Source organism: Polaribacter huanghezhanensis (genome assembly GCF_030444335.1).
In the GTDB taxonomy this organism is placed as follows: domain Bacteria; phylum Bacteroidota; class Bacteroidia; order Flavobacteriales; family Flavobacteriaceae; genus Polaribacter; species Polaribacter huanghezhanensis.
Genome location: NZ_CP128595.1, coordinates 2,270,569 through 2,293,006, shown reverse-complemented (window position 1 = coordinate 2,293,006; position 22,438 = coordinate 2,270,569). Strand labels below are relative to the sequence as shown.

The 22,438-nt window shown below is 31.5% G+C and carries 16 protein-coding genes; 4 read left to right on the top strand and 12 right to left on the bottom strand.

Translation table 11 applies throughout. From position 1 onward, the window contains the following. Positions 1 to 31: 31 nt before the first annotated feature. Positions 32 to 670, top strand: coding sequence for a response regulator (locus KCTC32516_RS10745; protein WP_301400443.1), 639 nt, complete (start codon positions 32 to 34; stop codon positions 668 to 670). Positions 671 to 1,390: 720 nt separating this feature from the next. Here KCTC32516_RS10745 and KCTC32516_RS10740 read toward each other — a convergent pair. Both KCTC32516_RS10740 and mnmE read right to left on the bottom strand, forming a co-directional pair. Then, positions 1,391 to 1,900, bottom strand: a complete 510-nt coding sequence (locus tag KCTC32516_RS10740; RefSeq protein ID WP_301400442.1) for a hypothetical protein — start codon at positions 1,898 to 1,900, stop codon at positions 1,391 to 1,393. Between the two features lie 325 nt (positions 1,901 to 2,225). After that, a complete protein-coding gene (gene mnmE / locus KCTC32516_RS10735; RefSeq protein WP_301400441.1) occupies positions 2,226 to 3,614 on the bottom strand; it encodes a tRNA uridine-5-carboxymethylaminomethyl(34) synthesis GTPase MnmE in 1,389 nt (462 codons plus the stop codon). Between the two features lie 103 nt (positions 3,615 to 3,717). Between mnmE and KCTC32516_RS10730 the strand changes: the two genes are divergently transcribed. Next, the gene (locus KCTC32516_RS10730; protein ID WP_301400440.1) at positions 3,718 to 4,056 is read left to right on the top strand and encodes a DUF4870 domain-containing protein; all 339 of its coding nucleotides are present in this window, start codon (positions 3,718 to 3,720) and stop codon (positions 4,054 to 4,056) included. A gap of 251 nt (positions 4,057 to 4,307) precedes the next feature. On the opposite strand, the gene KCTC32516_RS10725 is transcribed toward KCTC32516_RS10730, so the two are convergent. Continuing rightward, a complete protein-coding gene (locus KCTC32516_RS10725; RefSeq protein ID WP_301400439.1) occupies positions 4,308 to 4,745 on the bottom strand; it encodes a DUF4268 domain-containing protein in 438 nt (145 codons plus the stop codon). Positions 4,746 to 4,811: 66 nt separating this feature from the next. Beyond that, complete coding sequence (locus tag KCTC32516_RS10720) at positions 4,812 to 5,393, bottom strand: MiaE family protein (protein WP_301400438.1); 582 nt, start codon at positions 5,391 to 5,393, stop codon at positions 4,812 to 4,814. A gap of 103 nt (positions 5,394 to 5,496) precedes the next feature. On the opposite strand from KCTC32516_RS10720, the gene KCTC32516_RS10715 reads away from it, so the two are divergent. After that, the gene (locus KCTC32516_RS10715; RefSeq protein WP_301400437.1) at positions 5,497 to 7,320 is read left to right on the top strand and encodes a cation:proton antiporter; all 1,824 of its coding nucleotides are present in this window, start codon (positions 5,497 to 5,499) and stop codon (positions 7,318 to 7,320) included. Here the strand turns inward: KCTC32516_RS10715 and KCTC32516_RS10710 are convergent. From KCTC32516_RS10710 to dnaX, 3 genes are all read right to left on the bottom strand, one after another. Then, on the bottom strand, positions 7,317 to 8,096 hold the full coding sequence (locus KCTC32516_RS10710) for a hypothetical protein (RefSeq protein WP_301400436.1): 780 nt from the start codon (positions 8,094 to 8,096) through the stop codon (positions 7,317 to 7,319). The two genes, KCTC32516_RS10715 and KCTC32516_RS10710, sit on opposite strands and share 4 nt — an antisense overlap. 64 nt (positions 8,097 to 8,160) lie before the next feature. After that, positions 8,161 to 10,080: a cation:proton antiporter domain-containing protein gene (locus KCTC32516_RS10705; protein WP_301400435.1), complete on the bottom strand. Its 1,920-nt coding sequence runs from the start codon at positions 10,078 to 10,080 to the stop codon at positions 8,161 to 8,163. A 50-nt stretch (positions 10,081 to 10,130) separates the two neighbouring features. Beyond that, positions 10,131 to 11,825 (bottom strand): DNA polymerase III subunit gamma/tau, encoded by a 1,695-nt coding sequence (dnaX, locus tag KCTC32516_RS10700; protein ID WP_301400434.1) that lies wholly within the window; start codon positions 11,823 to 11,825, stop codon positions 10,131 to 10,133. A gap of 144 nt (positions 11,826 to 11,969) precedes the next feature. On the opposite strand from dnaX, the gene msrA reads away from it, so the two are divergent. Next, positions 11,970 to 12,626 (top strand): peptide-methionine (S)-S-oxide reductase MsrA, encoded by a 657-nt coding sequence (gene msrA / locus KCTC32516_RS10695; RefSeq protein ID WP_301400433.1) that lies wholly within the window; start codon positions 11,970 to 11,972, stop codon positions 12,624 to 12,626. A gap of 68 nt (positions 12,627 to 12,694) precedes the next feature. On the opposite strand, the gene KCTC32516_RS10690 is transcribed toward msrA, so the two are convergent. From KCTC32516_RS10690 to KCTC32516_RS10670, 5 genes are all read right to left on the bottom strand, one after another. Then, complete coding sequence (locus KCTC32516_RS10690) at positions 12,695 to 14,470, bottom strand: AMP-dependent synthetase/ligase (RefSeq protein WP_301400432.1); 1,776 nt, start codon at positions 14,468 to 14,470, stop codon at positions 12,695 to 12,697. A gap of 76 nt (positions 14,471 to 14,546) precedes the next feature. Then, positions 14,547 to 16,307 (bottom strand): AMP-dependent synthetase/ligase, encoded by a 1,761-nt coding sequence (locus KCTC32516_RS10685; protein ID WP_301400431.1) that lies wholly within the window; start codon positions 16,305 to 16,307, stop codon positions 14,547 to 14,549. Positions 16,308 to 16,548: 241 nt separating this feature from the next. Continuing rightward, entirely contained in the window at positions 16,549 to 17,325 is a 777-nt protein-coding gene (locus KCTC32516_RS10680; protein ID WP_301400430.1) for a pentapeptide repeat-containing protein, read from the bottom strand. A gap of 103 nt (positions 17,326 to 17,428) precedes the next feature. Then, complete coding sequence (purL, locus tag KCTC32516_RS10675; protein ID WP_301400429.1) at positions 17,429 to 21,172, bottom strand: phosphoribosylformylglycinamidine synthase; 3,744 nt, start codon at positions 21,170 to 21,172, stop codon at positions 17,429 to 17,431. Between the two features lie 144 nt (positions 21,173 to 21,316). Further along, complete coding sequence (locus KCTC32516_RS10670; protein WP_301400428.1) at positions 21,317 to 22,420, bottom strand: endonuclease; 1,104 nt, start codon at positions 22,418 to 22,420, stop codon at positions 21,317 to 21,319. Between the last annotated feature and the right edge of the window lie 18 nt (positions 22,421 to 22,438).

The window sequence follows — 22,438 nt, the reverse complement described above, 5'->3', positions numbered from 1 at the left end:
AATTATTGTTACTTTATCTAAATAACAAGCTATGGAAGAAATTAAAATATTATTAGTTGACGATCATAAATTACTTCGAGATGGTTTGAGGAATATTATAGAGCAAAAAGCTAATATGCATGTAATTGGAGAAGCTTCTAACGGTAGGGAAGCTATACAAAAATGTTCAAAACTGCTGCCAAATGTTGTTATTATGGATGTAGCAATGGCTGGTTTAAATGGTATAGAAGCTGCGAGTCAAATTCATAAGAACCATCCAGATATAAAAATAATAGGTGCCTCTATGCACTCCGGTAGACAGTTTATTCAAAGCATGTTTAAAGCAGGTGCTTTAGGATATTTGTTAAAAGATGGAGATTCAGAAGAATTAATTGCAGCCATTATTACAGTAATGCAAAATAGAAAATACTTGTCAAAGGATATCAATCAAGAAATTATTGCTTCGCTAAATAAAAGTGAAAATCTAGAGAAAAAACAATTGAGCTTTAGAGAGAAAGAGGTCTTACAATTAATTGCAGAAGGTAATTCTTCTAAAGAAATAGGAGAAATCTTGTTTTTAAGTTCAAAAACTATTGATGTTCATAGAAATAATATAATGAAAAAGATAGATGTATATACCATTTCTGAATTAACAAAATATGCTATTCAAGAAGGGTTAACTACATTGTAAACTAAAAGATCATTCTCATTTAACTTATATCTTTTTTTTCTTTCCTTTTAGAATAGCTGTTTCAGTAATATGAAACTCTATAAAAATAACCTATCTTCATGATTCAGTTTATTTATTTTCTCCCCTATAATTAAAAATCAGATGGAATCAGAACTAAACAACTTACTAATTGTAGAGAACAACCTTTTTATAGGAAAAAAATTGTTAATGCAGTTAAGAAGTTAGTGGCATAAAAGACGTTTTTTAACCGAATTTTTACAAGAAGCAATTTTAACTTTTAATACAATTAAATTTAAATTAGTTGTACTTGATTTGAGTTTACCAGATGGAAATTGTATAGAGCTATTAAAATGGCTTAAAGAAAAATAGATTACAATAAAAGTTCATGTTTTTACTACGTGTATAGAACTAAAACAAATTTGTTTTAGTTATGGTGCTTTTGCTTTTTTTGATAAGTCTAAAGACTTTGACAATCTAATAGATACTCTTAAAACACTAAACTAAAAAGCTTTTTCTTCTGGCTAAAAAAATTATAAATTTCTCTAAATATTTCGCATAAAAAAAAGCTAAACCTGGGGGCAGTTTAGCTTTTTTATATAACACTAGGGATATGTGTATTTTTTTTATTTGCATTTAGTACACTACAAAAATAGTTAATGTTGTAGAAAGACCCTGTAAGCAATCTTCTTAATTTTTATAAAAATAAGAACTGATTTTGATTTATAGACCATATTTTAGACCTATAAAACCGCTTATAACATATTCATTTTTAGAGTTGTATAAAACTTTTAAATCTTTTCTTTTTGTAAGTTGTTGTGTACAAATAAATTTTAGTTTATCGTTTATTCTAAAATTAAGTTCTCCACTTAGGCTAAAGCTAGAAAAACTTTCTTCTTGTCTGTAAATTTTTCCATAATCTAAATAGATACCAGCACCAATTTTTCTATAAAAGCTTTTAACAACATATCCAGCACCTATAGCATATCTTTTGAAGTTTTTTCCGATGAGGTCGGCATACTCTAGAGATATATAAGTTGCTAAGTGGCTTTTTTGAAGCTTGTAAATAGGAACTTCAATTTTAGATAAAATGTTTGTGGTTAAAGGAGCATTTCCTTTTTGATCTCCAACTAAGAATAGTCTTAAATCTTGTTGTAGAGATATTTCGATATTGTTTTGACCATAACTAAAGATTGTAAGTATAAGGCAACAACCAAATAATATTTTTCTCATAACGGGGGAGTTTATGTGAATAATTAGTTTGTGTAAATTAGTACACTACAATAATAGTTAATATTACTGAATGTATCGATAAGCAATTTTCTTAATTTTTATAATTGTTTTTTGTTGTTGATAATAAAGGTGTTCTAAATCTAAAAAAACATATCGCATAAAAAAAAGCTAAACTCGGGGGCGGTTTAGCTTTTTATATATAATGTTTAGGGGGTAAATCAGTAGGATTTATTTGTATTGAAATGCTACACTACAAAGATGGTTACTAATACCCTGTGTGGCAATAGGCAATTTTCTTAAATTTAATAATTAAAGACCTTTTGTTTTATTTTCCGATACAAAAATTAGAAAAGATATGTCCTAAAATGTCCTTGTCAACATCATATTCTCCAGTAATGTTCCCAAGATGACGCAAACATTCACGGATATCAATAGAAAATAAATCGGTAGAAATTTCTAAATCAATACCTTGTTGTACAGAAGTAATGGCTACTAAAGCATTATTTAAAGCTTCAAAATGACGTGAATTAGAAACAATGGTTTCGTTATTACTTAAAGCGCCAGTATTTACTAATGAAGTCAATTCGTTGGTTAAGATGTCAATTCCTGTTTTATTTTTTGCGGATAATGGAATTAAATTTTCAATCTCATTTTTTAAAACAGCAGCTTCTTCAGAAGAGATTAAGTCTATTTTATTGGCAACAACAAGTAATCGTTTATTTGGAAAGCGATTTTGAATCAATAAAATTTCTTCTTTTCTCTTTTTTCTTTTTTCTTCTCTCGGATCTATAATAAAGATAATCAACTGCGCATTTTCTGCTTTTTCGTAGGCTTTCTTAATTCCGATACTTTCTACAATATCTTCCGTTTCTCTAATTCCGGCAGTATCAATAAAGCGAAATGCAACACCATTAATAATGAGTTCATCTTCTATAGCATCACGAGTGGTTCCTGCAATTTCAGAAACAATGGCTTTTTCTTCGTTTAAAAGTGTGTTTAACAAGGTTGATTTCCCAACGTTTGGCTCGCCAATAATGGCAACTGGAATTCCGTTTTTCATGGCGTTTCCAAAAGCAAACGAATCAATCAAACGTTTTAAGACCGAAGTAATTTGTGCAACCAATTCCTTAAACTTTGTTCTATCAGCAAACTCAACATCTTCACCAGAAAAATCGAGTTCTAATTCTATCAAAGCAGCAAAATCTAACAATTGCGTACGTAATTCTTTCAATTCATTGGTAATTCCGCCACGCATTTGCTGAATCGCCATTTGATGACTTGCAGCCGAATTTGAAGCAATTACATCCGCCACAGCTTCTGCTTGCGATAAATCCATTTTTCCATTTAAGAAAGCACGCATGGTAAACTCGCCATTATCTGCCATTCTACAACCATTTTTCAAAAACAATTGTATAATTTCTTGCTGAATAAACACAGAACCGTGACACGAAATTTCGATGATATTTTCGCCAGTATACGAATTTGGATTCTTAAAAACGGAAACTAATACTTCATCTAAGAGTACGTCATTACTTATAATATGACCTAAATGAATGCTGTGCGATTTCTGATTGCCTAATATTTTTCCTTTTTTTACAGATTGAAAAAAAGCATCCACAATTTCAATCGATTTTTCGCCAGAAAGACGAATCACAGAAATAGCTCCAACTCCAGATGGAGTGGCCAACGCAATAATAGTATCGTTTTGAATCATGGCACAAATATACGTAGTTAAATTAGTTTGAAAAACTCAAATTTTGTAACAAAACACAATTTTTGTAGTCTTATTAATAGATCAACTACTAAAATTTATCAAGATGAAAGAAAACAAACAATTACTCGTATTAACACATTTAAGCCAGTTATTAGATTTTGTTTCTAGGATTGGTGGATTTATTGTTCCATTAATTTTATGGATTGTAAAGAAAGATGAAGTTTACGGAATGGATACACACGGAAAAGCAATTTTAAACTTTAGAATTTCAATGTTTATTTACATTTTAATCTGTATTCCTTTAATTTTATTTTTAGGATTAGGAATTGTTGGATTTATTATTATCGGAATTTTCTACTTGATTTTTCCAGTTATAAATGCCATCAGAGCAAACAATAACGAAGCGCCAAATTATCCTTTTAGCATTCAGTTTATAAAATAATAATAAAAAGCTGGGCGTTCCCTTACTTCGCAAAAGCTACGTAAGGTCAGGCTTTTCATTGCAATCTTTTTATTTGTTCTCGATACATCATGCTTTGGCGTGATACTCAAACTGACATAAAAAGGATTTCCACTGCAATCCTTAACGCAAGCTTATTTATGAAGAATTTGTTTTATTGAAAGTTTCGGAGCTTTTATTTTGTGTCGTTTAGATTCCTGCTTCCGCAGGAATGACAAAACTAAAGATGTATATTATATCGCTTGTTTGATATACTCTTCGTATTCGTAAAAGAACAACTCAAACTGTTCCATGCTTTTGACAAAAAATTCAAAACATTCTTGCCAAGAATTTTTATTGTAAATGCTAAATTTATTTGGATATTTTACATAAACACGATGAATAATTTTACCAGAATCTAATTCGTATTGCTTATCAAAAATCACTTCAGAAAGATATTGTTCAGTTAAAATTGATTTTAAAGAATGGAGTTGCTCAAACAACAATTCGTTCTGTATTTCATAAGGATGTTCAATATCCAACACAACCATTGCTTGTTTGCGTTCTGCAACAAACTTAAAAGAAAAACCTTTAATTTGTGTATTGTATTTGATCCATTTTCTAGGAAATGATTTTCCGAAAGCAATCCAAAAGTCTTTTCTAAGTTGTGCAGCTTCTTCTTTACTAAACATTTATTTTTATTAGTTTCAAATTCAAGAGTGAAAATTTCTTCCCTTTGGGAAGATTAAGATGGGATTTTACCCATGAACTTTCGCTTCTGTTCCACGATTTCTCATCATTTCTGCTTCAAACTTTAATAAAGAACACCATAGTTTGTCAACAGTTTTTCTTTCTTCATATTCGCGAGCAAAACCTAAAAACACAGTATAATGATTGGCTTCAGAAATCATTAAATCTTTATAGAATTTTGATAACTCTTTGTCTTCCATATTTTCAGAAAACACTTTAAATCGTTCGCAACTTCTCGCTTCAATCAACGCAGCAATTAATAAACGCTGAATTAATGCTTCTTTTCTGTCACCCGTTTTTTTGAAGAATTTCATCAGTTGAATAGCATAATCGTTTTTTTGTTCTCGTCCTAAAACCATTCCACGTTTTACCATAAAATCGTGTACCATTTTAAAATGCTCCATTTCTTCAATGGCAATTTTGCTCATTGCTTGTACCAATTTTGTTTCCTCAGAATAATTGATAATCAAAGAAACTGCATTTGAAGCCGCTTTTTGTTCTAAGAATGCATGATCTGTTAATATTTGCTGTAAATTATCTTTGGCTATTTCTGCCCAAGAAGTTTCGGTTTCAAACTGTAATCCTAACATAAATTGTTGAAATATTGAATTACAAAACTAATGATTATTTAATGGTAGATTGTCTTGAGATACTTCTTTTTTTTTTATCTTTCCGTTTCTATATTTGTGAACTATGATAGAATTAGCAGGAATAATTATTTTAGGAATATTAGCACAGTGGGTTGCGTGGAAATTTAAAATTCCAGCAATTTTACCATTAATATTAATTGGTTTATTTGTTGGGCCAATTGCAGCTGAATTCTTGACCGAAGACGGTTCTAAATGGATTGAACCTATTTGGAATGGTAAAAAAGGATTATTTCCTGGAGATGGTTTGTATTATTTTGTTTCTCTTGCAATTAGTGTAATCCTTTTTGAAGGCGGATTGACCTTGAAACGCGATGAAATTAAAAATGTTGGACCTTCAATTACAAAATTAATTACCATTGGCTCTGCAGTCACCTTTTTTGGAGCTGGAGTTTTAGCACATTATCTTTTTCATTTAAGTTGGGAAATTTCCTTTCTTTTTTCTGGGTTGATAATCGTTACAGGACCTACAGTTATTACACCAATTCTAAGAAATATTCCATTAAAGAAAGATGTTTCTGCCGTGTTAAAATGGGAAGGAATTTTAATTGATCCAATTGGAGCTTTAGTTGCTGTGTTGGTTTTTGAATTTATAAGCGTTGGTGGCGATAGCGGTTTTACAAAAACTGCTTTTATGGAATTTGGTAAAATATTATTATTCGGAACATCCTTCGGATTTACCTTTGCACATGCGCTGGCATTCGTCATCAATAAAAAATTAATTCCACATTATTTATTAAACGTCGTATCATTATCAACCGTATTATTGGTTTTTGTGGAGTCAGAAGTTTTTGCGCACGAATCTGGTTTATTAGCGGTGGTTGTTATGGGAATGGTTTTAGGAAACGGAAAATTAAAAAACATCAAAGAGTTATTGTATTTTAAAGAATCGCTAAGTCTTTTACTCGTTTCTATTCTGTTTATCTTGCTTGCAGCAAATATTGATATTAAAGATTTAATGCTGTTGTATAATTGGAAAACGGGTGTTTTATTTGCAGTTATCGTTTTTGTAATTAGACCGTTAGCAGTTTTTTTAAGTACGCATAATTCGAAATTAAAAGTTAATGAAAAATTATTTATCAGTTGGGTTGGTCCAAGAGGAATTGTAGCGGCAGGAATTGCATCTTTATTTGGAAGTAAATTATTGAAACAAGGAGTTGAAGGCGCAGAATACATTACGCCTTTGGTATTTATGATTGTACTCGGAACCGTTTTATTAAACGCAACAACTGCACGAGTTTTTGCTAAAATTGTTGGTGTATTTTTAACTTCATCAGACGGAATTTTAATTATTGGTGCTTCGCCAGCTTCGCGTTTAATTGCTTCTTATTTGAAGCAAAACGATAGAAGAGTAGTGTTGATTGATAGCAATCCAAATCATATTAAAAAAGCAGAAGCAATGCATTTAGAAGCAATTGAAGCAAGTGTTTATGACGATGATTTATCGGAAAACATAGAACTAAATGATATTGGCTATTTAATGTCTTTAACCGGAAGTTCTGTTGTAAATGAATATGCTTTATCAAAATATAAAAAACATTTTGGCGAACAAGGAGCGTTTCGTTTAATTTCATCAGACGAAATGAAAAACCCAGATGGAACTCCTGAAATTGGCTTGTTTTCTCATACCGATGATTTTATTAATTTAAGTGAAGTTGTAAGAGAGAATCCAAAAGTTAACGAAGTAGAAATACTTTCTAATGAAGATTATATTACTAAAATTGGAAAGTTAAATGCAGAAATTGCTTCGATTCCAGTATTTGTAAAAAGCAACGATGGTGTGATACATATTATTTCTTCGTATTCAGAAAAAATGAATGTAGAAAAAGGAAATATGTTAATGTATTTAGGAAAGACATTAGAATTTTAATTGCTCCAACTTTTATCAAAAGAAACTCCTTTGTTTAATTGTTTTGTAAGTGATGTTAATCCAGCATTTTTAATGATGTAAATCACTTTTTTAGGCCACGTTTTTCTATAATTATACGAGTTCAATTTTCCGCCAATTCCGTTGATAAAATCAATAGCAGTTTGTTCTTTGAGTAAAATGCTTTTGCCATGTTTAGCAACCAAAGCATCCATTTTTTTACGAGTTTCTCGATATGCTTTTATCCTGCTTTTTCTTCCGATAAATACAGTAACAAAATCTTTAATATTTGCCACATGAGCATTTGCTTTTGCTGTTGGATTGTGTTTAAAATATCCCAATTTATATTTTGTGCCAGCAATCGATTTTGGACGGTAATCTTTTTTTAAACTTTCGGGTCTATTTTCCCATTTTAATTCCTTTTTAGAATACTTTAGAATCTCTAAAGAATCAAATAAAATCTTTTTTGTTTTTAGTGCCCTTGGCAAACGTAAAGCAGGCAATTCTGTATCGCCTCTTCTGGTTCCTAAACTTAAAATGTTTCCTGTAATTTGCCCAATATAACCGCTATCCCAACCAGATTCTAAACCTGTAATAGCTAATAATGCTGCAGGCGGAATATTATTGTCTAAGCATAATGTAGTAGCTTTTTTAGACATTCCTTTGTAAAAAGATTTTACATGTGCGTATTTACGCAAACTATATTTTTTTGTGTTTTTTTGTTGAGAGAAACAGGCAAAAGAGAGTAGTAGTATGCAATATGTAATTATTTTTTTCATAAAAACAATATATTTAGTCATTCATCTTTTTTGCTAAAAGCAAAGCGGTCTTTTATCTTATTTATTAAGTATCAAACTTAAATTTTAATTCTTCTAAGCTGGTTTCAGAACCTACCAAGGTCATAATATCACCCAAACGCAATCGGGTATAACCGTGAGAAACTAACAATTGCCCTTTTCTTTTTACCGATAAAACCAACACGTCTGAAGGCAAACGTAAATCACGTAAACGCATTCCGTGGATATCTTGATTTCTGATTTCAATATCCATAGAATCTTGACCTTCGTCCATGCCAAGTAAGAGAGAAGTAGCATTCGGAGAACGCACAAAATGATCTAACAAACTTACCAATGCGGTTGCTGGTTCTATAATTAAAGCTCCTAGTTTATGGAATTTATCAAAATTTTCTCTTTTATTTAAGCGAACAACCACATTTGCTGTGCCAATGTTTTCGTAAATGATTTCTGCCAGTTGATAGTTTTTTTCATCACTTAACATTAAAATAATTCCTTCTGTTTTTTCTAATTGAAGTGTTAAAATACTTTGTAACGAAATATCTTCTAAATGAATGTAATCATACTCTGTTTCTTTATGAAAATCAGTTGCATCAAATCCTACAATTCTAGTTTCCCATTTATTTTTTTCTAATTGATTTGCCAACGCCAAAGATTGACTCTCAACTCCAAAGATCACCGCATCTCTTGTGCCGTCAAATTTTTGTAAACTTGCTTTGGTATGACTTTCTTTTACAAAGTTTAAAGCCCATTTAAATAATGGTGGTCCAATCAATTGATTGATTACAATAATGGCAATAACGATGGTTTCAAACTCGTGCCCCCAGGTTGGAAATTCATTGGCAACAATGGTCGCTAAACCCAATGCAACACCCGCTTGCGTTAAATAAGGCATCCAAGCAATAAACCGATATTCTTTCTTGTCTTTAGCTGCATAAACTCCAAATAATCCACCAAAAAACATAGTAATTAATCGTAAAAAGAACAAGCCAAATGCAATTCCGAACACACTATATAAAACTTGTAATGATAAAGAAGCACCAGTTAATGTAAAGAAAATGATGTAAATAAATGGACTAATTTCGTGTAATAACTCAGAAAATTCTATTCTGTGTTTGCTGTAATTTGTGAGTGTAAAACTACCAATAATACAAATTAAAAGCGGCTCTAAAACAAATTCATGATGTAAATAAATAGACGTTTCTAATTTTACATAATATGCAAAAATATACACTCCATAACCTATGGCTACAATTAAAAAGGCTTTTAAACTATGCGGAATTTTATAAACAAAAGGAACTTGTAATAATTTTCCTAAAAGATATCCAATGATAAATGAAGCAAGCAATTCTAAAGACAAAATCACTAAAAAGAAGAAACCAATTTCTTCTTCATTTATAAATGCTTTTGCAATAGAAAAACAAACTGCAAAAAGAATAATAACCAATACATCTTTTACAACTGTTACGCCCATTACCGTTTTTGTAAAAGGACCATTTGCCCGCATTTCATTAATTACTGCAATTGCTGATGAAGGTGAGCGAGCCACAAAAATAGTTCCGAATAAAATAGCAATAGCAACTTTAGATTTTGCTGATAAATCTGCCATAAACGGAATTGAATCTGCTACAAAATAGATGGTAATTGAAGAGGCAACAAAAGTGATGATGAGTTGACCGATTGTCATCCATTTTATACTTTGTATTCTGCTTCTTAAATCGTTTAAATACAATTCAGAGCCCGCAGAAAATGCAATGATAGCAAGCGCAATTTCGTTTAAAAAATGTAATTTATCTATGGCATCAGTAGGAATAAAATTGAGCACTGAAGAACCCGCAATAATTCCTGTAATAATTAAGCCAGTAATCAGCGGAAATTTTATTTTTTGAAAAACTTTAGCAACTTGATTTGCCGCAATTGCAACAATTATAAATCCGATTAAAAAGATAAGTACTGATTTTATTGGCATTGGCTTGATTTAATTCAGCTAAAGATATAAATTAAACAACGCTACGCAAATTATACGTCTAATTTAAATACATCTTTTAATTTTGCCATTACAGGGTTTTTCTCTAATAATTTCTCGTATTTTTCTTGAGGTGTGTACGCAAATTTTTTGGTAACTGTTTCATTTACAATAATTAATAGTTCAATTCCGTAATTATTTAAAGTACTTCTTAGGTGTTTTATAAGTTTTGGTTTTTCTTTTTCAATTTGATTTTGCATTAACGAATTTGGTAATGTTAGGCTAATTGTAAAGTTTTCGTTTAAAACAGGAAGGTCCGCATTAAAAGTGGCTGCAATGCTTTTTTGACCGCTTTTAATTAATTTTGTATGATATAATTTCCACGCTTTTTCAAGTTCTTTTTGTGTAAAAGCATCTTTTGGATGATTGTCAAAATTCTCATCAATAATTACTTCTTTTTTGTCTTCTTTCTTTAAGTGAACACTTTTTAAAGATAATGAAGAAGTTCTTCTGGTTACATTTTTAAGAACTGGTTTTGGTGGTAAAACAACTTTCTGAATTGGTGTTTTAGGTGCTTCAATTGTAGCAATAACTTTTTTACTTTTAACTGTAATTGCTTTTGCAACTGGAGAAATTGAGGTGAAAAATGTAGCCGGAATTATGTAGTTAGCTGATTTTTTTTTTTCTCCATCAAAAGTGATAGAGGCAATTTGCATTAACGTTAATTCAACCAACAATCGTTGATTTTTACTAGCTCTATAACTTAAATCGCAATCGTTTGCTTTATTTATCGCAGCCACTAAAAAAGGTACATTAGCTTTGGTAGACTGCTCTAAATATTTCTTTTTTGCAGCATCTCCAACCTCTAATAAATCAATAGTAGCTTTGTCTTTGGCAACTAATAAATCTCTAAAATGAGAAGCCAAGCCGTTGATAAAATGATGTCCTTCAAAACCTTTTGATAATACCTCGTTAAAGGCTACTAAAATTTCTGGAATCTTGTTTTCTAAAATTAAATTTGTAATGTTAAAATACACATCGTAATCTAACACGTTTAAATTTTCCGTAACGGCTTCTCTTGTTAGTTTATCTCCAGAAAAACTTACGACTCTATCAAAAATTGACAAGGCATCTCTCATGGCTCCATCTGCTTTCTGAGCGATAATATGCAATGCATCATCATCCGCAGTAATTCCTTCTTTTTCAGCAATCACTTTTAAGTAATTTTTTGCATCTAAAACGCCAATTCTTTTAAAATCAAAAATTTGACAACGCGATAAAATCGTCGGAATTATTTTATGTTTTTCTGTAGTTGCTAAAATAAAAATTGCGTGTGCTGGCGGTTCTTCTAATGTTTTTAAGAAGGCATTAAAAGCACTTGAAGAAAGCATGTGAACTTCATCAATAATATAAACCTTATACTTTCCTGTTTGTGGCGGAATGCGAACTTGATCTGTTAAATTTCTGATGTCATCCACGGAATTGTTTGATGCAGCATCTAATTCAAAAATATTAAAAGCAAAATCTTCATCATCTGTAGTTATGGTTCCTGCTTGATTTATTTGTTTTGCTAAAATCCGTGCACACGATGTTTTTCCAACTCCACGCGGACCTGTAAACAATAATGCTTGTGCTAAGTGATTGTTTTTTATAGCATTTTCTAACGTATTAGTAATTGCTTGTTGTCCAACAACATCAGCAAAAACTTGTGGTCTATATTTACGTGCAGATACTATAAATTGTTCCATGAAATCATCATTTCTTTATAGAAACAAATGTAAGTAACTCGAGAGTGTTTTACAACTAAACTTGTATTTGGATTGCTAAAGTTTTTAACAATTGTATGATTTCTTTTTATCTTACGACCAAGTTGAAAAATAGAAATCGATATCATGAAATTTATAAAACCTTTTTACACTGTAATTTTTACTTTTTTGTTCTTCTTATTGATGAGTTTTTCCAATTCTTCTGAACAACAAACAATACACAAATTTCAAAATCAAGAAGTAAAAATTGCTTATTTCGCAAGCGGATGTTTTTGGTGTGTTGAGGCAATCTTTGAAAGTGTTGATGGAGTAGAAGAAGTCGTTTCTGGTTACGCTGGCGGATTTACAAAAAATCCAACGTATCAATCAATTGGAACAGGAAAAACAGGGCATGCAGAGTCGGTTGCTGTGTATTATGATCCTAAAAAAGTGAGTTTTAAAACATTGGTAAAAGTATTTTTTGGTTCTCATGATCCAACCACAAAAAATGGTCAATATCCAGATTTTGGAACCCAATACAGATCCATTGCTTTTTACACAAATGCTTCTGAAAAAGAGATTATTGAAAAGCACATTAAAGAATTAAACAATTCATATTACAACGGAAAAATTGTTACAGAAGTTACCAAGTTGCAGCACTTTTATCCAGCAGAAGCATATCATCAAAATTATGAAAAACTGAATCCGAACAATCCGTATGTGAAAAATGTTTCAATACCGAGATTAAATCGGTTTAAAAAGAAGTTTCCTGAATTATTGAAAAAAGAAGCGATGTTACATTAGTTCTATAAATTTTCCACAATTTTAGTTTCATTATAAATGATCTTATGTCAACCTCTGCTTAGAGTAAATTAACCTCTATAAATTTCTTCGTATAGATCTTTATAAATTTCTTTGATGATTTTTCGTTTCATTTTCATCGTTGGTGTTAAATGTCCACCATCTATGGACCATTCATCCGGAGTTAATTTAAACTTTTTGATTTGTTCCCAGTTTCCAAAATTGGCATTGCAATTGTCTACTTCTATTTGAATTCTATTATGAACAATTTCAGAATTTGCAATTTCTTCGTTAGAAGTTCCAACTGCATGTCCTTTTCTTTTAATCCAATCTTTAATAAATTCGAAATTTGGTTGAATTAAAGCTGCTGGCATTTTTTCTCCTTCACCCACCACCATAATTTGCTCAATAAATCGAGATTGTTTTAAAACACCTTCTAATAAGGCTGGAGCAACATATTTACCGCCAGAAGTTTTAAACATTTCTTTTTTACGATCTGTAATTTTTAAAAATCCATCTTTAGACACTTCGCCAATATCTCCAGTATGAAAATAATCACCAGTCATTACTTCTGCAGTTTTTTCTGGGTCTTTGTAATAACCTAACATAATGTTGGGACCTTTTACTAAAATTTCTCCGTCTTCAGCAATTTTAACCTCTACATAATCAATAATTCTACCAACTGTTCCAACTCTAAAACCTCCATTTCGTTGATCATTCACAGAGATAACAGGCGATGTTTCTGTCAAACCATATCCCTCCATAATCGGCATTTCTACGGCAGCAAAAAACCGAGTTAATCTTGGTTGTAAAGCTGCACTTCCAGAAACCATTAAATCTAATCGACCTCCTAAACCATCTTTTATTTTTGAAAAAATTAATTTACGCGCTACTCCTAATTTTCTTTCGTACCACCAGCCATTTGCTCCATAAGGTTCGTATTGTAAACCAATTTCAATGGCCCAATAAAATAATTTTTGTTTGATTCCTTTTAAATCTGCTCCACGACCATAAATTTTATCGAATACTTTTTCATACAATCTAGGAACAGCAGTCATTACATGAGGTTTAATTTCTTTTAAATTATCGCTCATTTTTTCAATAGATTCTGCAAAATAGATTTCTACACCACAATATTGATATAGATATAAAATCATTCTTTCAAAAATATGACAAACAGGTAAAAAACTTAACGCTTGACTATTACCACTAACTAACGGAACTCTTTTTTCGCTTGCTAAAACATTAGAAACAATATTTCCGTGAGATAACATCACACCTTTTGGTTTACCTGTTGTTCCAGAAGTATAAATTAAGGTTGCTAAATCATCTGGATTTACTGAGTTTTTGCATGCCTCAACTTCAGGCTGATTGCTTTCGTCTTTCCCAAGTTCTAAAATATCGCTCCAATGATGTTCACTTTTAATGTCATCAAACGTATAAACGCCTTTTAATTGCGTGTTTTCTTTAACTTGATTTAATTTTTCTAAAACGGCGGTATCTGAAACAAAACAATATGTTGCACCAGAATGATTCAATACATATTCATAATCTTCTTTACAAATGGTTGGATAAATAGGGACATTTTGAGCACCTAATTGTAGAATTCCAATATCCATAATATTCCACTCCGTTCTGTTTGTGGTTGATATAACAGCAATTTTATCATCTTTTTTTATTCCCAAACGCAATAAACCACGACTAATTTGATTTGCTTGGTCTATATATTCTTTAGTGGTTATCGAATACCATTTATTATCTTTAAAAGAAGTAAATGCTTTATTTAGCTTGTATTTTTCTAACTGGTAATATGGGAAATCGAATAATCGTGTAATTGTTGATGGCATAAAGTAACTGTTTGAAAGTAGTGCAAAGTATAAAAAATAGCTCGATTTTACAAGAGAAATTTACCTAGTTACTATTTTAAGAATTATATATTTTTTGAAACAAATAGTTGTATTTTTTTTTGATGTTTTTTCGTTTCATTTTCATAGTTGGCGTTAGTAAATCGTCTTCTATAGTCCATTCTTCTGGGGTAATTTCAAACTTTTTAATTTGTTCCCAACGACCAAAGTTTGTATTATAGTTGTCTATTTCTTTCTGTATTCTAGAAATTACATTTATATCTGTTGCTACATTTGTGATGTTGTAGTTCTTTCTTTTTGCCCATTCTTTTACAAAATTAAAATTAATCTGTATCAATGCTGCGGGCATTTTTTTACTTTCTCCAATTACCATTGCTTGCTCAATAAAACGGGATTGTTTTAAAACACTTTCTAAAACAGCCGGAGCAATATATTTACCGCCAGAAGTTTTAAACATTTCTTTTTTACGATCTGTAATTTTCAGAAAACCATCTTTGTCTAGCGTTCCTATATCTCCAGTGTGTAAATAACCATCAATTATGGTTTTGTGTGTCAATTCTTCGTTTTTGTAATATCCTAACATGATGTTAGAACCTTTGACTAAAATTTCTCCGTCATCAGCAATCTTAACTTCAATATTTTTTAAGATTTTACCAACTGTACCCACTTTAAATCCATCGTTTCTTAAATCGTTAATTGAAACTCCAGGAGAAGTTTCTGTCATTCCATAACCTTCAAAAATCGGAATTCCAGCTGCAGTAAATATTGTGATCAAACGTTCTTGTAAAGGTGCACTTCCAGAAACCATAAAGTGCAATTCGCCGCCTAAAGCTGCTTGCCATTTGCTAAAAATTAGTTTGCGAGCTATTTTTAATTTAAAATTATAAAATAAAGAATTTTGATGGTACGGTTTGTATTTTCCTGCCAAAGCTAAAGCCCAAAAAAATAAGACTCTTTTAATTCCTGATAACTCATTTCCTTTGGCGACAATTTTATCAAAAACTTTCTCTATCAACCTTGGAACAACAGGTATAAAATGTGGCTGAATCTCTTTTAAATTATCGCCTAATTTTTCTATGGATTCTGCAAAATGAACTTCAAATCCCATTAAATGATAATAATACGAGGCAAAACGTTCAAAAATATGATTGATTGGTAAATAACTTACAACCCGATGATGAGTGCCTTTTAAATCTAATGCATCTGCACTTACAAGTGTGTTTTCTACAATGTTTCTGTGCGATAACATGACGCCTTTTGGAGTTCCTGTTGTGCCAGAAGTATAAATAATTGTTGCTAAATCATCTGGTTTTACAGCTTTTTTTAGTTTTTCAACCAAAGGTTGATTGTCTTCTGATTTTCCTAATTCTAAAAAAGAACTCCAGTTGGTTTTTGCATTGATTTCATCAAAAGTAAAAACTCCTTTTAACTGAGTTTTAGCTTTTACAGCTGTTACTTTTTTAAGTAATTCTTTATCAGAAACAAAGCAATACAAAGCATCAGAATGATTGATGATATATTCGTAATCTTTTTCTGATAAAGTTGGATATAAAGGAACATTTTGTGCGCCAATTTGTAATGTAGCAATATCTAAAACATGCCATTCAGGTCTGTTATTAGAACTTATTACAGCAATTTTATCATTTGGTTTTATGCCTAAATTTAACAATGCTCTACTTGCAATATTTACTTGTTCTAAAAATTGTTGCGTAGATATTGATTCCCAATAAGTATCTTTTTTATAGACATAACATTTTTCTTGAGGAAATTTTTCTTGTTGGTTGTAAATAAAGTCAAATAATCTTTTTGGGCTACTCATGTATAAAATATTGTAGCAATATAAATAAAAAAGCGTTACCTAAGTAGACAACGCTTTTTGTATATATTAAAAAAAAGTTTATAATAAGCTGGCTTTATAAAATAAAGCCAGCTATTTTAAGAATAAGTCAGCCCCTAAATCTCACTTAAACTAAACTATTATATCTTTTTCAGGGATCATAATTTCCCTTGCAAGATAAACGGTTCATTGTTTCGTGTCAATAGGTATTTATACGTGTTTTTTAATGATAACGAAATTTTTCGCCATTAATACTAGCATATTTAGCATCAACATCATATGCTACGTACATTCCAGAAATATCAAATGTACCTTTTACATTGGTATATTTCATGTTTAAATCTTCTTCAAAGCGTGTTTTATGAAAAGAAACACCATCTTTAAACTTCGTATATTTAAACATCGCAGTTTCTTTAAAAATAGCATTAGCAAAACTTATTTTATTGTTAAAAACGGTATATTTAAAAGTTGAAGCTTCTCCAAAAATTGTATTTGAGAAACTAATATCACTTTTAAAATTCGCATATTTAAACGTAGTATCACCATTAAATTTACTATCAGAAAAATCTGCATTTGTTTTAAAATGAGAATATTTAAATTGAGCCATTTCTTTAAAAACACAATTTTTAAAAATTGCGATATCATCAAAATTTGCTATAAAAGTATATTTTGTATCTTCTTCATGGATATATGCAAAAACATTGTCCTCAAACGTACAGTTTTCAAATGAAATTTTATTGCTAATTTGTTTTTCTACTTTATTGTCAGAATTGTTATTATGCCACCAATTACTTTTTCTTTTTTTTGGCAGTTTTTCTAATTGCTCATCCATAAATGTAAAATCTAAAACACCTACAATTGTTGCATTTTTGTATGTAATATCTTTACCACTTTTAATATCCTTCATAATATCTGAAGCATGTATTCTGGTTTGTGCAATACTTGTTGCTGTTAGTAAGAAACAGATAATAACCCCTGTTAGTTTTAAATTATTTTTCATAATTGATTCTTTTATATTCGTAGTAAAGACATCATAAAAAGTAAAACGTTACAGTTTTAACTAAAAAATCCAACTGAATTTCAATGGGATTTTTTTTAAAGTTTTATTGATTGCTATTCTCAACCCAGTTTTTAGCATTTACAAATGCTTCTAACCAAGGCGAAACTTCGTCTTTTCTTCCTTGAGGGTAATGTGCCCAATTCCATTGAAAAGTAGAACGCTCAATATGCGGCATCATTACTAAATGACGACCTGTTTTGTCGCTCATCATTGCGGTGTTAAAATCAGATCCATTTGGATTTGATGGATACTCTGAATATCCGTATTTTGCAACAATGTTATAGTTTTCTTCAGGTTCTGGAAGATGAAATTTTCCTTCTCCGTGAGATATCCAAACTCCTAAAGTACTTCCTGCTAAACTCGATAACATCACCGAGTTATTTTCTTGAATTTTAACAGACGTAAACGCACTTTCGTGTTTTTTAGAATTGTTGTGTAGCATTTTTCCATGAACATTATGTTCTGGATAAATCAATTCTAATTCCATAAATAACTGACAACCATTACAAATTCCGACCGATAAAGTATCTTCTCTTTTAAAGAAATTATTGATAACAGTATGTGCCTTTTCGTTGTATTTAATTGCGCCAGCCCAACCTTTTGCAGAACCCAACACATCAGAATTTGAGAATCCACCAACAGCTCCTAAAAACTGAATGTCTTCTAAGTTTTCTCTACCAGAAATCAAATCCGTCATATGAACATCTTTTACATCAAATCCAGCTAAATACATAGCGTTTGCCATTTCACGTTCAGAGTTAGATCCTTTTTCTCTAAGGATGGCTGATTTTGGTCTCGACTGCGCTCGACCTGACAACTTACTGTCACTTCGAGCGGAGTCGAGAAGTCCTGTAAAATGAGTTGGAAATGTATATTGTAAAGGTTGATTTGCAAAGTTTTCAATTCTTGCTTTCGCCAATCCGTTTGCTGTTTGCTTTTGATCTAGTAAATAAGAAGTGTTGTACCAAATTTTTCTCATTTCTGAAACATTTAAACTAAATGATTCAGCATTATTTTTGATGTTTACTTTTCCAGAAGTAGTTACGTTTCCAATTTTGTGATAAGTAACATTTGCTTCCTTTAAAATAGCTTCTACCGAAGTATCTGTAGCTTGAAAAACAATCCCTGAGTTTTCAGCAAATAACACTTTGATTGCATCAACTTCGTTTAAAGAACTCAAATCATAATCTGCGCCTAAATTGTTATCAGCAAAACACATTTCTAACAATGTTGTAATCAATCCACCAGAAGCAACATCATGTCCGGCAACAACTTTACCCGCTTTAATCAGTTCTTGAATGGTATTAAAAGTGTTTTTAAAATTTTGATTGTTTTTTATTGATGGAGCTTCTGTACCGATTCTATTTAAAGTTTGTGCAAAAGAACTTCCGCCTAACTTATAAGCATCTTCAGATAAGTTGATGTAATAAATACTTCCTTTATCCTGTTGTAATACAGGTTCTACAACTTTCGTAATATCGATACAATTTGCGGCAGCAGAAATAATGACCGTTCCTGGAGAAATAACTTCTTCGTTTGGATATTTCTGTTTCATAGACAACGAATCTTTTCCTGTCGGAACATTGATTCCCAAGTCGATTGCAAATTGGGATATTGCTTCTACAGCTTTAAACAAACGCGCATCTTCTCCTTCATTTTTACAAGGCCACATCCAGTTTGCAGATAAAGAAACGTATTTTAAATTTTCTTTAAGCGGCGCCCAAATAATATTTGTCAATGCTTCTGCAATCGAATTTTTACTTCCTGCAACCGGATCAATCAATCCAGAAATAGGCGAGTGGCCAATTGAAGTTGCAATTCCTTCTTTTCCTTTATAATCTAACGCCATCACACCAACATTGTTCAATGGAATTTGCAACGGCCCCACACATTGTTGTTTGGCAACTTTACCGCCTACACAACGATCTACTTTATTGGTCAACCAATCTTTACAAGCAACCGCTTCTAATTGCAACACTTGTTCTAAATAGGTTTTAAAATTTTCTGTAGAATAGTGTAGCTCTTGATAATTTCTAACTATTGTTGAATCCGTCATGATGGTTTTTGGAGAACTTCCAAACATATCATGCAAGTCTAAATCCATTGGTTTCTCTCCCGTAGTTTTAGATTTAAATGTAAATTTATGATCGTTGGTAACATCACCAACTGTGTACATTGGCGAGCGCTCGCGTTCTGCGATTCGTTGTAACGTGTCAATATGTTTTTTTCCGATAACCAATCCCATGCGTTCTTGAGATTCGTTTCCGATAATTTCTTTTGCTGATAACGTTGGATCTCCAACAGGTAATTTATCTAAATCTATCAATCCACCAGTTTCTTCAACCAATTCTGATAAACAATTTAAATGTCCGCCAGCACCATGATCGTGAATAGAAACAATCGGATTTACATCACTTTCTACCATTCCACGAATAGCGTTGGACGCTCTCTTTTGCATTTCTGGATTAGAACGTTGAATGGCGTTTAATTCGATTCCTGAAGCAAAAGCACCAGTATTTGCGGATGAAACTGCTGCGCCACCCATTCCGATTCTATAATTATCTCCACCAAGAATGACAATTTTATCTCCTTCTTGCGGAACGTCTTTTAATGCTTGATCTGCTTTTCCGTAACCGATTCCGCCTGCTTGCATGATTACTTTATCGAAACCAAGTTTACGTGCAGATTTCTCGTCTCTCGACTCCGCTCGAGATGACAAGCTCGAAATGACATCGTTAGATTCATCATGTTCAAAAGTTAATACAGAACCTGTAATTAAAGGTTGCCCGAATTTATTTCCAAAATCGGACGCTCCGTTAGAAGCTTTGATTAAAATATCCATCGGAGTTTGATACAACCATTTACGTGCTGTCATTGCTTGTTCCCAAGGACGATTTTTTTCTAAACGAGAATAGGAAGTCATATATACCGCAGTTCCCGCTAAAGGCAACGAACCTTTTCCGCCAGCAAGCCTGTCTCTAATTTCTCCACCAGAACCTGTTGCTGCTCCGTTAAACGGTTCAACAGTTGTTGGAAAGTTATGCGTTTCTGCTTTGATAGAAATGACAGATTCGTATGTTTTGATTTCGTAATAATCTGGTTTGTCTGCACTTTTTGGCGCAAACTGTTCCACTTTTGGACCTTTTACAAAAGCTACGTTGTCTTTGTAGGCAGAAACAATATCATTTGGATTTGCTTCTGAAGTTTTTCGAATCATTTTGAATAATGATACAGGTTTTTCATCACCATCAATAACAAAAGTTCCGTTAAATATTTTATGACGACAGTGTTCTGAATTTACTTGACTAAATCCGAATACTTCAGAATCTGTTAATTTTCGGTTTAATTTTTTTGCTAAACTTTCTAAATACACTACTTCTTCATCATTCAATGCCAAACCTTCTTGCGCATTATAAGCAGCAATATTGTCAATCTCTAGTACTTTTTCTGGAGATACATCAACCGTAAAAATGGCTTGATGCAAGCTTTCGAATTTTTGAGAAATCATGGGGTCAAAATCAGAAAATTCTTTTGTTGAAGCTATAAACTCTTCAATTCTAATGATTCCTTCAATGCCCATATTTTGAGTAATCTCAACGGCATTGGTACTCCAAGGAGTAATCATTGCGGCACGAGGACCAATAAAAAAAGCGTCGAGAGACGCCGTGTTTATTTTAGGTTGATTGCCAAAAAGCCAATTTAATTTGTTGGTGTTTTCGGCAGATAATTCTTTTGCTGTTTGAACGGCAAATACCTTGCTGTCTTGGTTTCCAAAGAAATGAATCATTTAGTGTGTGTTTGTATGTTGTTTAAAATGCAAATTTAATACAAATCCTTGAATTTCTTCTTTAAAAATTATGTTGATTTAAAGAGTTATACACGATGTTTTAAACAAAAAAAAAGCGACTCGAAAGTCGCTTCTTTTTTAAATTTAGTTTTTTATGAATTTCTGTATGCTTGTGCCTTTATCAGATATTAATTTGATAACGTACAAACCGTTGTAAATACCGTTTAGATTAATTGTTGATGTTGGATTTGAAATAGATTTTATTTCTTTTCCGTTGATCGTATAAATCTTTATTTTGTTTATTTTAACAGAAGAAGGATTTACAATGTTTAAGTAAGAACCGTTTGAAGGGTTTGGATATAATTTAAACAAACCATTGTCAATTTTCTCTACACTTAAAGTATAATAATTCCATCTATCTTCAGCAGGAGTTCCTCCCCAAATTCTGGTTGCTAAATAAGGGTTATCTATAAATGGATTTCTATTTCCTTGCGCATATTGATTCGAAGTGTTTTCATGATATGTATTTCTTACTTTTTCAATATCAGAAACTGGGTCTTCAGCATTCCATAGTAAAAACAAATCAATCATATCATCACCTGTAGATGTATTACTACCAACTCCAACATTTGTTGGTAAACAATTAGTTTGAGAAATACTTGACCCATTACCATTATAACGTACATACATATACATGATAATTCTGGCAACATCTCCTTTCCATTCATCTCCTGGATACCATCCACCAGTTACATTACCCGAATTTCCAGAACCAACAGCAAATTTTTTGTTAGATCTTTCGCTGTTGGTTTCTCTATCTGTTGGTCTTAAATTGTGTGCATCTGTTCCTGGACCTGGGTCTTTTGTACTCAATGAAGGATTTGCTAATGATTTTGGAAAAACATGTTCTCTATTCCAAACAAATGCTGTTCCACTTCCAGTATCTTGTAATGTGTTAATTCTAAATCTATCATTGGTAATGTCTCCGTCAGTACCATTTTCCCAACCATAAATCAGTATAACTTCACTACTATTATTAGGATTTGCATCTGTAATTTTACTTGCCTCCCATACTCCAGGAGTATATGACAGTTTGTTTGTGTGTGTAGTAGTAATTTTGGTTGCTAAAGCATTCTTTAATTGAATTCCAGTAAGTGTTAAATCTACATCGTTATAATAACCCTCTTGTGCAAAAGAGATGAACGATATAAATAATAGGAAATAAAAAAAGATTAATTTTTTTTCCATGTTTTTCTTTTTCAACAA

What these genes read in the sequence shown, in the direction of transcription:
- KCTC32516_RS10745 (WP_301400443.1), top strand. Translation starts at nt 32, where the DNA reads ATGGAAGAAATTAAAATATTATTAGTTGACGATCATAAATTACTTCGA.
- KCTC32516_RS10740 (WP_301400442.1), bottom strand. Translation starts at nt 1,900, where the DNA reads ATGAGAAAAATATTATTTGGTTGTTGCCTTATACTTACAATCTTTAGT.
- mnmE (WP_301400441.1), bottom strand. Translation starts at nt 3,614, where the DNA reads ATGATTCAAAACGATACTATTATTGCGTTGGCCACTCCATCTGGAGTT.
- KCTC32516_RS10730 (WP_301400440.1), top strand. Translation starts at nt 3,718, where the DNA reads ATGAAAGAAAACAAACAATTACTCGTATTAACACATTTAAGCCAGTTA.
- KCTC32516_RS10725 (WP_301400439.1), bottom strand. Translation starts at nt 4,745, where the DNA reads ATGTTTAGTAAAGAAGAAGCTGCACAACTTAGAAAAGACTTTTGGATT.
- KCTC32516_RS10720 (WP_301400438.1), bottom strand. Translation starts at nt 5,393, where the DNA reads ATGTTAGGATTACAGTTTGAAACCGAAACTTCTTGGGCAGAAATAGCC.
- KCTC32516_RS10715 (WP_301400437.1), top strand. Translation starts at nt 5,497, where the DNA reads ATGATAGAATTAGCAGGAATAATTATTTTAGGAATATTAGCACAGTGG.
- KCTC32516_RS10710 (WP_301400436.1), bottom strand. Translation starts at nt 8,096, where the DNA reads ATGAAAAAAATAATTACATATTGCATACTACTACTCTCTTTTGCCTGT.
- KCTC32516_RS10705 (WP_301400435.1), bottom strand. Translation starts at nt 10,080, where the DNA reads ATGCCAATAAAATCAGTACTTATCTTTTTAATCGGATTTATAATTGTT.
- dnaX (WP_301400434.1), bottom strand. Translation starts at nt 11,825, where the DNA reads ATGGAACAATTTATAGTATCTGCACGTAAATATAGACCACAAGTTTTT.
- msrA (WP_301400433.1), top strand. Translation starts at nt 11,970, where the DNA reads ATGAAATTTATAAAACCTTTTTACACTGTAATTTTTACTTTTTTGTTC.
- KCTC32516_RS10690 (WP_301400432.1), bottom strand. Translation starts at nt 14,470, where the DNA reads ATGCCATCAACAATTACACGATTATTCGATTTCCCATATTACCAGTTA.
- KCTC32516_RS10685 (WP_301400431.1), bottom strand. Translation starts at nt 16,307, where the DNA reads ATGAGTAGCCCAAAAAGATTATTTGACTTTATTTACAACCAACAAGAA.
- KCTC32516_RS10680 (WP_301400430.1), bottom strand. Translation starts at nt 17,325, where the DNA reads ATGAAAAATAATTTAAAACTAACAGGGGTTATTATCTGTTTCTTACTA.
- purL (WP_301400429.1), bottom strand. Translation starts at nt 21,172, where the DNA reads ATGATTCATTTCTTTGGAAACCAAGACAGCAAGGTATTTGCCGTTCAA.
- KCTC32516_RS10670 (WP_301400428.1), bottom strand. Translation starts at nt 22,420, where the DNA reads ATGGAAAAAAAATTAATCTTTTTTTATTTCCTATTATTTATATCGTTC.